Annotated in this window: 5 protein-coding genes; 2 read left to right on the top strand and 3 right to left on the bottom strand. The window is 44.9% G+C overall.

The window, feature by feature from the left end:
* Positions 1-257 precede the first annotated feature (257 nt).
* Positions 258-5,429, top strand: coding sequence for an AAA domain-containing protein (locus tag IQ263_RS03710; protein WP_194066232.1), 5,172 nt, complete (start codon positions 258-260; stop codon positions 5,427-5,429).
* A gap of 273 nt (positions 5,430-5,702) precedes the next feature.
* Positions 5,703-7,631 (top strand): phospholipase D-like domain-containing protein, encoded by a 1,929-nt coding sequence (locus IQ263_RS03705; protein WP_194066231.1) that lies wholly within the window; start codon positions 5,703-5,705, stop codon positions 7,629-7,631.
* A 95-nt stretch (positions 7,632-7,726) separates the two neighbouring features.
* On the opposite strand, the gene ccmS is transcribed toward IQ263_RS03705, so the two are convergent.
* The 3 genes from ccmS to IQ263_RS03690 form a co-directional block, all read right to left on the bottom strand.
* The gene (gene ccmS, locus IQ263_RS03700) at positions 7,727-8,158 is read right to left on the bottom strand and encodes a beta-carboxysome assembly chaperone CcmS (protein WP_194066230.1); all 432 of its coding nucleotides are present in this window, start codon (positions 8,156-8,158) and stop codon (positions 7,727-7,729) included.
* Positions 8,159-8,325: 167 nt separating this feature from the next.
* Entirely contained in the window at positions 8,326-10,125 is a 1,800-nt protein-coding gene (locus IQ263_RS03695) for an ABC transporter ATP-binding protein (RefSeq protein WP_370588956.1), read from the bottom strand.
* A 208-nt stretch (positions 10,126-10,333) separates the two neighbouring features.
* The gene (locus tag IQ263_RS03690; protein ID WP_194066228.1) at positions 10,334-11,797 is read right to left on the bottom strand and encodes an RtcB family protein; all 1,464 of its coding nucleotides are present in this window, start codon (positions 11,795-11,797) and stop codon (positions 10,334-10,336) included.
* Between the last annotated feature and the right edge of the window lie 245 nt (positions 11,798-12,042).

The following is a 12,042-nucleotide window of genomic DNA, read 5'->3' as shown; positions in this document are numbered from 1 at the left end:
ATTAACAGCCGGAGAGGGTTTGCAGGCTTTCTCATCTTTATGTAACAGTTTCATTTTCCGTAGGCAAACCCCGGCGTTAAGCAAAGCTATCCCTTTTTCCTTAGCACTTCCCGTTCCCCCTAGGGGTTCCCGTAGGGTAGGGTAGGGAATCGCTTCCAAAGTGCGGTGAGTATGTTAACCGTAATTAAACAGTGTTAAACTGTAGTTAACTTCAGAAACCTAAAAATCAACTTCCCGATCGCCCCCCACAATTATCTATGGCTACTTTCTCCGCCGATCCCGACAACTTTGGTGAGTTATTGACAATTGTTAAAGATGGATCTGAGATCGCTTTGACAGCAGGGGAATATAAGGGGCCATTTACCATTGAAAAAGCGATCGCGCTGCGGGGGGAAGGAGAAAACACCGTCATTTTTGCCGCTGACGAACCTGTTTTGAAAATCGCAGTCTCCGGAGTGAAACTGGAAAACTTGAGCATCGAGCGGAATGTCGGCGGGAATACGGGAGAAGTTGCGATCGAATCCGCACCGCATACCGCACCTGTTTTAGATAGAGTAAGATGTTTGGGAAGCGCTCCCAACGTCCAATGGCTGGGAGTAAGCTGGGATATCCCCACAGCAGTCCATTTTGGGGAAATCCAAACTAACCGATATTTGCAGCGAACCGAACAACTGCAACTCGGCGGCGACTGCAAAGTTTCCTGCTCTCACCCTTGGTTAAAAGTACAGCAGCCTTACCTTTCTTGCGGGTTGCAAAAACTAGATATTATCCTCAATTCCCAAGATATTCCCGCCGGAACTAATCTATCTGGCTCCATTGTTTTGCAAGCATCTAACCACCAATTTTTAATAGAAATTTCGGCAATTGTTACAGCCCCTCAAATCAGTAATAATCTATCTATTTTTTCATTGCCAAGTGCAACAGAGCCTAGAAATAATAATGAAAATTGGGGATATCGGTTTTTAGGCGATCGGGCGACAGATAACTTAATCCGCGAGCTAGAAGGTAAAGATGCTCTCTTAAAGTATCCTGAATTTAGCGATCGGCGCGATCGTGCCGCCGAATTGCTTTCAGATATTCTCGGAGACGAACCCAGGCCTTTCTACGTCCGTCGCAAAGGGCCGGGAGAATCACCGGGCGAAGAAAAATGGGAACTGGCGATCGCCACAGACATCGAAACAGCCAACTTACCAGAAATTTTGAAACAACGGCAAAAAACCTTAAGTTTGTTAGCTCTGGTAACAGAAGATAGACATAATAACTTGCGGTTGCTTTCAGCTCGTTTAGTATCCCCAGAACGGGGATACAATGACGGTTTTTCTGTTCTTTTTTCCCTGGGACTGCACCTCGATCGCCAGTCTCGAATGCCCGTCCCAACTTCGGCTTTAGAGCGCATGAAAACAGTTCCCTTTTGCGGGGATTGCGTGCCAACCGAAGAACAGTTAAAAGCTTGGAAAGCCTTTTTAAAGATAGAAGAGCGAATTGCTAAAACGCGAGAATTTTTCGTACCTTTTTTCGGTCATAATTACGGCTCTGCTACCCGCAAAATTACTTTTGAGATTAACGCATCTTTAGCGCAACTCGACAAATCATCAGGAACCGCTCTCAAACAAGATGACTTTTGGACGAGAGCAGCTAAGGCGAGAAATGAGGATATAAAACTTGTAGTTAGAGTTGAAGAAATCCGCGAGCAAGACGATCGCACATCCGACGATCGAGAATCTGTCCCGCAGCTTTTCAAGTGGCAGGCAATTTTGTTAGGTTCGATCGAAGAGGTTGACAAAGCAAAGGGATTTATCCGGGTGAGACTGGATGCTGAGTTAGTAGAAAAAATAGGAGAAGGAAACTATCAATTGCCGAAAACAGGCTTTTTGTCTTTCGAGGCTGCGGGAGATTTAACTCAAATTAAACGGCAGAAAAAAGCTTTAGACGATTTGCAAAAGGGAATTGCTCAGAATCCCTATGTAGGCGAATTTTTCTTCGATGCTTCCCAGGCCAGAACCCCGCAAACAACGGTTAAACTGAAACCAGAAGATTTGTTGTTATCTGGGGCAAATGCCGACCAAATTGCAGCAGTAGAAGCTGTATTGTCTGCACCCGATTTAGTGTTAATTCAAGGGCCACCTGGAACGGGAAAAACAACAGTCATCGCTGAAATTTCCTATCAAATTGCGCTGCGGGGCGGGAGGACTTTAATTGCTTCTCAAGCAAATTTAGCTGTTGATAATGCTTTGAGTCGCTTAATTCACAGTCCCGTTATCCGCGCTTTGCGAAAGGGGCGCGCGGAGCGAGTTGAAGAGGAAGGTTTGCCATTTGTGGAAGATAAAGTAATTGGCAATTGGCTGAGAAATACGGCTGATGACTGCGAGCAGCGGTTGGCAAAACAGCGAGAAAATATAGATTTTTTCGGGAATTTGTTAGCAGGATCGCAGCAGTTTGATGTGTACCTGCGATCGGAAGAAAAGTTGCAAGAAAATCACAAGAAGTTGCGATCGCGCAAGGCAGAGTTAGAGGAAACTTGTAGGCTTAAGGAAAGTCTCTATCGAGAAGCGGAAGCTAAACAGCACGAAATTGTTGAACATATCCTGCCTACTTTGGAATTGCTAATGTCTCAACCTTCAATTAACTGGGAAGATGAGAGTGTGATTAATTTATGGAGAACAGCTATCAAAGTATGCAACAGTACCGAACTCATTAAACTTGGGTATAGTTCTGAAAAAAGCTTTAAGGTAAAAGTAGAAAATGCAGCTAGAATGGCCGCCGATTTAGGTGTTCAAAACCCTCCAAATTTATGGCTGAATTATTTGAGTTTAGCAGCTTGGTTAAAGGAACAAGGTCTTCCACAGATTAAAAGGTCATTGTCTCATTCTAGAGAGGCGATATCATCCATCAGAGAAGCGGCAGAATCTGAACGATCGCTCCGCGATAAGCCAGCCGCAGTTCAACTTTTGGAAACAAATTATCAGCTAGGTCTGAATAACCAAAAAAATATACAAAAAAATATCAACTCTTTGGAACAGCGAAGTTTAAAAATTGTTGCAGTCAGACCTGCAATAGATCGCTGGAAGTCCACCGCTTACGATCGCGTGTATGCAGCGATGAAGCAATGTCTAGAAACTGATCGAGTCTTTACAGACGATTTGATGCAATTACCGCTGGACGTGGTATCATTTGTAAAGGCTAATTCCGCGCCGTGGCGATCGCATCTCGATCGGTGCAAATCAAAGATTGCTAATTTAAAAAAAAGTGAAGTCAAGAAAATTTCTGCATTTGAACCGCAACTAAACGAGGTAGCAAAAGAAGCGATCGGCGGGATTTCTACTACTGCGCGAAACTGGCTTAACCAACAACAGGAATTAGAGCAAGATCATAAAAACTCTGTTTTGAAAGCCCTAACAAAATGGGAATCCACAGCTTATCAGAGCGTATATGAGGAGTTAAAAAAATGCGTGCAAGAGAAGCGTAAATTTACAGATAATCTGATTAAATTGCCACCGGAGTTGCTGGCGATTGTCCCTGCAAAACCTCAGCCTTGGCGTTCTAACGTCGATAGGTGTCGGTCAAAAATTGCTAGTTTAATTGCCCAACAAAATGAAGTGCCAATATCCAACTTTGATGCGGAATTAAATGTGATTGCATCGGAGGCGATCGAGGGCATTGCCACCAGCATATCTCAATGGCTGGAGCTGGAGCAACCGGAAACTGAAAAACAACTCCAGAATCTTAAACAACAGCTTAACAAGTCTCAACAAGCAACAACTAAGCAACAACAGGAAATAGCAACTGCTAAAAAGCAGTTAGAGCCTCTTGAGCGTGAATATCGAGCCAAGGCACAAAAAGCGGTACAAGTCTTAGCAGAATTGAGCCAGCGATCGGGTATTCCAGCGAACTTACGCAGTTTAGTTATGCGCTATCAATCTTTTTCTTCTCTTTCACAAGCGATCGCTAACACACCTGTATCAGAATTTACGCAGCGAGCGAAGTTGTGGGAAGATCGGATAAGTCAGTTTGAACAATTAATTTCCTCCCTCGATCCATTATTGGGACTGCTAGTAATAGAAGAGGCTATAACAACCATTCAAGCCAGCTTGCAAAAAGCAGCTAGTCAAGCTTTCAATCAACTTCGAGAATGTCAAAATCTGGTTCAGGAAATGGATGTTGAACTGCAACAAATCCAACAACAACAGCAACTACCACCCACTTTAATTTCCGATCGAGAATGGTGGGAGTCAGCGTGGCAAAGTATCCCCGATCGCCTAAAGCCACCAATTCCCGACAGCGGCTTATACGATCTCAACTTCTTGCACGAAATCAAAACACAATTCGATGCTTGGCACCAACAACGCGATCGAGCAGAATCCCACCTCAAAGGCTATGAAAAACTAACTCAAGATTGGATCGCCAAACTCCGCAGCCCCTCGGAACAAGATCGGGGCGAATTGAGACAAGTTTACATCGACAATGCCAACGTCATCGGCATTACTTGCAGCCAAGTAGCGGGGTACGGCTTCAAAGAATTTACCAATTTTGATGCAGTCATCATTGACGAAGTGAGCAAATGCACGCCTCCCGAAATTTTGATTCCTGCACTCAAAGGCAAAAAATTAATATTAATTGGCGACTACCGCCAGTTACCGCCAATGCTACATGAAAAGAGTTTAGAAGAAATTGCCACCGAAATGGGAAGCGAACCCGAAGATATCAGCTTTTTGGAAGAATCTCTATTTAAGAAACAATTTGAAGCTGCGCCAGAAAGCATCAAGCGGCGGCTGACTGTTCAGTATCGGATGCACCCCTACATTATGGGAGCAATTAATCAATTTTACGACCATAGCTTGCGTTGTGGGATTGTGGAGCCTGAAAAAGTGCGATCGCACAATTTAGCTGGCGACATTATCCGAGAACAACATCACCTAATTTGGGTGAAAATGCCGCAAGAACCGAGTTTTGCAGAGCAGCTAGAAGGCACATCAAGATATAATCTTAAAGAAGTCGAAGCGATCGACATTCTCTGCGAGCAAATGGAGGACGTTTGGAGCCTGAAAGTTGCCGAAGGACAACCGAAAAAAGAAATTGGCATCATTACTTTTTACGGCGCTCAATTGAGGCGCATTGAAGAAATGCTCGGCGATCGCAAATTCCCCTCACTTTCCATTAGAACGGGTACTGTTGACCGATTTCAGGGCATGGAACGCCCGATTATTATTGTCAGCATGGTGAGGAACAATTCCGATGGAGATATTGGTTTTGCGAAAAAGCCAGAACGGGTAAACGTTGCCTTTTCCCGCGCTCAGGAATTGCTAATAATTGTGGGATGCCATTCACTATTTACCAAGCACAAAGGCAAAGTCGGAGGTATGTATTCCGAAGTAGCAAATATTGTACGCCGCAATGGAGGAATGATTGATGTTTCTAGCATCTTGGGCTAAAATTGGTAGCAAATTCAGAATTGCCGAGGAAAATCAACCTTTAGCGACTGAAATACTTATTCCTTAAAATCCAATACGCTTGGGTTAACACTGTTAATTCCCCGGAGATCCCCCTAAATCCCCCGGATAGTCGGGGGACTTCGCAGCACCTTCTTGTTCCCCCCTTTGTAGGGGCGGTGCCCCCGTGCCCGCCCTCAAGGCGCCGGGGGGATCGGTCTTATCTGAACCGTATTGCCTTAAAATCCGCAATTCACTAAAGCTTTATAAATCAAGATGTTTTTAGTATCCTCCCCTAAACCAATTAACCCCCAATTACAGGAATTTGTCAAACAAATTGAAAAGCAAAGTCCGGCTGGCATATCAGTGCTAGCTGCCCGACAATTTCGCTGTTGTTTAGAGCAAATATCAGTAGAAGTTACTATTAGCGAACCCCGCAAATTTAACATTCTTGAAGAGTTTATTCTCCGCGCTGGGATGGAGATGGAATTGACACCAACTGAAAATGAATTAGCACAAGCTTTGGGACTCGACCCTGTATTCGTGCAAAATACTGCTACGACGCTGCGGAGTTTAGAAACTTTAGCTTGGACACCGGATTCCCAAATTATTCTAACTTCTCAAGGGAGACAATTTTACTTAGAAGGTTCTGTACCGCAACCGCCGCAAACGAAGCAGATTTATGCGATTTCCGACCCCTTGCAGGGAAATCTATTTTTTCTATCTTCCCCTTTAGAAGAAGTACAAATCGAGCTACCAATTTTTGAAGATTTGATTACCATCGAAAATCGGTGTCAAGAAATATCTGAGTTAGGACTTGAGGAACTCCAACGAATTATTCAGGCTTCTAGTTTAGGCTTACACGTTCCTGAAGATGGTAAAATGATTACTGCTGCTTCTTTTACCCAGGAGAGTCAAGCTATCTGGCAATCTGTGGCAATTTTTGTAATTTTTGATGCCCTTGAAGATGCGGTTAAACTGCAAGTAAGACGAGGAAAGCAAATTTTACACTATGCTTCCGATCTGCTTGACATTCTGCAAACTGAAGGTAAACTTTCTTTGCAAACCTTGCTGCATTTGAGCGATGAAACTATTGCTGCGGAACGGGAAGAACTCCTGAATCGGCGAAATAAAGAAGTTGAAGCCAGACTTCAGAAAATAGAACAGCAGGCGATTGAAAATGTTAAAGGATTGAGGGAAACAGAGACGCAAGCTGCATCAAAGGGAAGTCAGGAAAAAGACCAAGTAATTTTACTGCGTGACAGTCAAATTCGGCAGTCTTTTTTAGAAACATTGAGGAAGGGGAATTATCAAGTCTTAATTTATTCTCCTTGGGTGAGCAAGGAAGTGGTAGATAATGAGTTTATTCAATTACTTCAAAATTTGGCTAATCGGGGAGTTTGGATTTTAATTGGTCACGGTATTTCCCGGCGACAGCAGGATGAAACCCGACCGATTCCGCCGCAAGTCGAGCAAAAGCTGAGAGAAATTAAAACGCGGGAAGGTTTGTCAGCAGTGCAGGTATTTTGGCTGGGAAATTCTCATGCGAAGGAAGTTGTAGTCGATCGAAAAATACATTTGTGCGGTTCTCACAATTGGCTATCTTATCGGGGCGATAAGTTACCGCGCGGCGAGACGGTTTATCAGGTTACGGCTACTGATAAAGTTGAGGAAGCCTATGATTTTCTGGCGGTTCGGTTTAAGGATTATGCGGGCAAATTATGGGAGTCTGCGGTGCAAAATCGGGATGCTAATTTAGCTGAAACATCGCTTTGTACTTGGGGGGCGTTGGGAATGGAGGAAATGGCATTAAATGAATTGCAACGCGCTAATTGGTTAGAACTTTATCCGGTGTGGCTAAAGCTGGTTTGTCAGGGATTAAGATCGAAAAAAATATCGCCGGATTCAGCTTATTTGGCAACAGGGATTTCAATGGTGAGTCAATTTTCTGTGGATGACTCTAATATAGAGCTATTGCGATCGAATTTGTGTCAAGTAATGGGTGCGATCGCATCCTTAGATCGCCGCCAAGCTTTGAAGTTATTAAACGAACAGATTTGGTCAGAGTTCCGCCGTTTGGGTATTCCAGGCTCGGCGTTAGTAAAGCCTGATGATTTTCTGTTTAAATATGCTGTAAAAGAACCCGATCGCCCTCAAACAAAATCAGGTAAAAAAGCATCTCCTAAAAAAAAGAAAGGTGTATAGCCAGCCTAAATCATCTGTACAAGTAGGCCTGGGCGAAGCAGAGGGAGTGCCCCCCGTGCCTGCCCCGGCAAGTAGGCAGGGCTGTATTTTTTGGATTATTTCATATATTCAAGCATCTGCTGTTCCAGCTTAGCCAACAATGTATCGACATCAGTCGCTGCTTGCTCAAAACAAACAGGAGGTTCAGGCTTAGGTTCAAATAAAATTAGCTTGATTTCACCTTCACCGATCGCCACAATTGCCACTTCTTTTTCAGGTTTGTGAGCTTTTAAAATTCCTAAAATTTCCTGAATATGATTTTTGACTTGGCGGTTCAACTCCTCGATCGCCTCTTTTTTACAATACACGAAACGCGGATTTTCTACAACATCAATGCCCAAAACATCCTCACTTTCTTCGCCTCTCTCCAAAAATAGCCCCCAAGCCAAAGCAGCCAATTCTTGTTTGTTATCTTTGACAAATGTATCCAACTTGCTGCGCCAGCTATTGGGATTGGGTTTGGACTGGGGGCTATCAAATAAAAACATTTTCTCTCTTTGCTTGTAGAAACTAATATCTTACGGTTATTTGTTATTGGTTACTTGTTATTGGTTATTTGTTATTGGTGATTTGTTATTAGAAGAGTGTGAATAACTAATTACCAATGACCAATGCCCAATGACCTGTTTGGCCAATGCCCAAAACCGCTGCGTTTCTATCTTATACCAGATTGCACGCGCCAGAGCGACGCATAAACTCCGTCATGTTCGATAAGTTGTTCGTGCTGCCCCGATTCTACCACTAGCCCCTCTTCCATGACACAAATGCAATCGGCATTGCGGACTGTAGAAAGACGGTGGGCGATCGCAATTGTAGTGCGATTCTTGGTAATTCGTTCGAGCGATCGCTGAATTGCCGCCTCCGTCTCGTTATCCACCGCTGAAGTAGCTTCATCAAGAATCAAAATCGGCGGATTTTTCAAAACAGCCCTCGCAATAGCAATGCGCTGTCGCTGTCCCCCCGACAATTTTTGACCGCGTTCCCCTACAATAGTTTTGTAACCGTCCGGCAATTGCGCGATAAACTCGTGAGCTTCCGCAATTTTAGCAGCATTTACTATCTCTCGATCTGTTGCCTCAAAACTGCCGTAAGCAATATTTTCTGCCACCGTACCGTGAAACAAAAACACATCTTGACTCACCAATCCGATCGCTCTCCGCAAATCTTTCAAATTCAGGTTATTTAATTCTATACCGTCGAGATAAATCTGACCGTACTGTACCTCGTACAGCCTCAAAATCAATTTCACCAAGGTACTTTTTCCCGAACCAGTTGCGCCCACAATCGCAGTAGTTTTACCCGCCGGCAGAGTCAGGGAAAAATACTGCAAAATCGGCTTTCTTTGATTGTAAGAAAAGGTAACATTTTTAAATTCTATATCGCCCTTAATCGAACTAACCGGCAACCGAATATCGCCCGTGCGAATGGCGATCGGCGTATCCAACAAATTCATCACTCGATTAGTAGAAGCCATTGCGCGCTGGTATTGATCCAGAGTATCTCCCAGGCGAGTCAGCGGCCACAGCAAACGCTGGGTTAAAAACACTAAAACGCTGTAAGTTCCCACAGACAACTGGCCCGCCACAACCTGCAAACCACCCAGAAACAGCGTTGCAATAAACCCCAAGAAAATCACCACCCGAATCAGCGGAATAAAAGCAGCCGAAAGTGCGATCGCCCGTTGATTGCTTTGGCGGTAAGCTTGGCTTTGTGTTTCGATGCGCTGAGTTTCGTAATCTTCGGAAGTAAAACTTTTAATAGTAGTAATTCCCATCAAATTATTCGACAGTTGCCCGTTTAGAAAACTCACCTTTTCCCGCACATCAGCATAGCGAGGAGCGAGGCGATTTTGAAAGGCGATCGAACCCCAAATAATAAAAGGTATCGGCAGCATTGACAGCCCAGCAACACCAGGAGACGCAGCAAAAAAAGCCGCGCCGATTACGACAACGGTTGTAATTACCTGAATCACCTCATTAGCGCCGTCGTCCAAAAAACGTTCGAGTTGATTGATATCATCGTTGAGAATAGAAATCAAACCGCCCGTGCTGCGTTCTTCAAAATAAGCTAATTCTAATTCCTGCAAATGGCTGTAAGCTTCCAGGCGCAAATCGTGTTCGATATCCTGAGCCAAATTGCGCCACAAATAATCATAGGCATATTCAAAAACAGATTCCAACGTCCAAACAATCGCGCTCAAAAGAGTGATAATTGCCAGTTGCCAAAAAACATCTTTGATGCCCCACTGAGCGAGGATAGAATCTTGTTGTTTCACCACTACATCAACGGCAATACCGATTAATGCTGGCGGCGCTAAATCAAAGAATTTATTCAGCAGCGAGCAAATACTTGCCAGCCAAGTTTTGATGCGGTAGCGGCGGCCGTACTTCAGCAGCCGCTTCAGGGGATGGACAGGTTTTGATTGATCTGGTGACAATTGAGGATTGGGGGTAATTGGGTAATTTTTAGATTTTCACTTATTCTCACAGTTTGAGAAACGGGCAAGATGCCCGTTCCACAACTAAGAAATTGTCTTTGAGAACGGGCTTTTAGCCTGTTCCGACTCGGCAAGATGCCCGTTCCACAACTAAAAAATTGTCTTTTAGAACGGGCTTTTAGCCTGCTTTAGACACAGTTATTGAGAATGGAAAAATAGCCCCAGGCTACGCTTTAAATGTTAACACGGGCTTCATTTTAGCGACTACACCAACTATTTGCGCCTCAACTTGAGCGTCAATTACTGGTTGAATTGGCTTGTAAGCGGCCGGTGCTTCTTCGATTCTGCGTTCTTCGCGCAAGGTAATGCAATCTACGTCGCTTAATCCCAAAGCGGAGTCAGTTTTGTCAACACCTTTGCGACTCATATCGAAGCGCGATCGCGCTCTGCCAGCACCGTGAGAGGCCGATCGCAAAAATCGATCGTTCCCCTTCCCAACCAGCAAATAAGAGGGCGCGCCCATCGAACCCGGTACAATTACAGGCTGACCATCAGGTGCGGGACAAGCGCCTTTGCGAGTCACCCAGCCGGCACCTTCAGCTAAAGTAATATTGTGAGGCAAATCGTATACTAAGGGAGCTTCGACATCGCCGAAAACTTGTCGCAAACGCAAGCGCAGAAGTTCTGCTAGCAGCAAGCGGTTGATAAAACCGTAGTTAGCGGCTGTTGCTTCCGCTTGCAGGTAGCTGCTCACAAGTTCGGGATTTGCTGCGACAGACAGCGGAAACAGCCCGGATTCTGGATGTTTCAAAGTTTTTGGCCAGGCTTCGCAAGCTCGATCGCGCCACATTCCGCCAATATATTTACCGACATTCCGCGAACCGGAGTGAATCATGAAAGCGATTTGTCCCGATCGCACACCCCAAGTATAAGCCGTAGCCTTGTCCACAACTTCCTCAACCACTTGAATTTCCACAAAGTGATTGCCACCGCCGATAGTACCTAAGCCGCCATCCCTGACTAAGCCGTCATTTGGGACTAATTCTTCGGGAGCCCATTTGACATCGCCATTCATGGAACCGCCGAGGAAAGTGCGATTGCACTCTGTCACCAACTGCTCGAAATCAGAATTGGCCGCGCTGCCGGTTGGCTTGTCCCGCAAAGCCTCCAGCCATCCGGGAATCCCGTGTTGGAACATCGCGCTAGCAGTTTTTGCAGTCATGCTGACATCGCGAGTACCGAAAAAGTAATCGCCTTTGAGCAATTCTACAAAGCGATCGCGCTGACTGAGGAATTGTTCGATCGACAAATCCGCAACGTGCAAGCGCATCCCACAGTTGATATCGGAACCGACAGCCGCCGGAATCACCATTCCTGCTGTTTGGGCGATCGAGCCAATTGCCACTCCCGCATCCCCCGGATGGAAATCTGGAGTAGCGCAGGCGCGACAAACGCAACCACCTTGAGGGTGTCGAACATTCGCCAAATTTGCCAACTGTTTGAGCGCCTTTGCTTCCACAGGAAAATCCTCTGGGAGCAAAACTTCTGCTGTTGTAGCACTAGCATCCTGCCAGTATTTTTCCAGGGAACTCTTGAGAGAAATAGAGTAGACTTTGTTGCTGTAACTAACATCCAGACCTTGCCGAGACAAAGCTCGCAAAAGCCGGTTCATTTTTTTTGGCTGCTGCATAAATAGTCTGTTGCGGGTTGCTATGCAACCCCCACAAATTGAAGAGATGTTGTAGTTAGTAAAAGACTTTGGTTCAGCAGCCGCAATCTTTTTGGAGAAAGGTTGAAAGGCAACTTTTTCACTTACTACAATCCTGACACATCATTTTTGATATGTCAAGCTAACCTAAAACGCTTTTCTGTTAGATCCCCGACAACTTTTACGTGTTGCGGGGTTCTGAGTGTTCGGTTTTTTTATTGACTCAT

This window comes from Tychonema sp. LEGE 06208 (assembly GCF_015207505.1).
Lineage (GTDB): Bacteria > Cyanobacteriota > Cyanobacteriia > Cyanobacteriales > Microcoleaceae > Microcoleus.
Note: the sequence above shows the minus strand (reverse complement) of the source record. Positions and strands in the feature narration are given on the sequence as shown.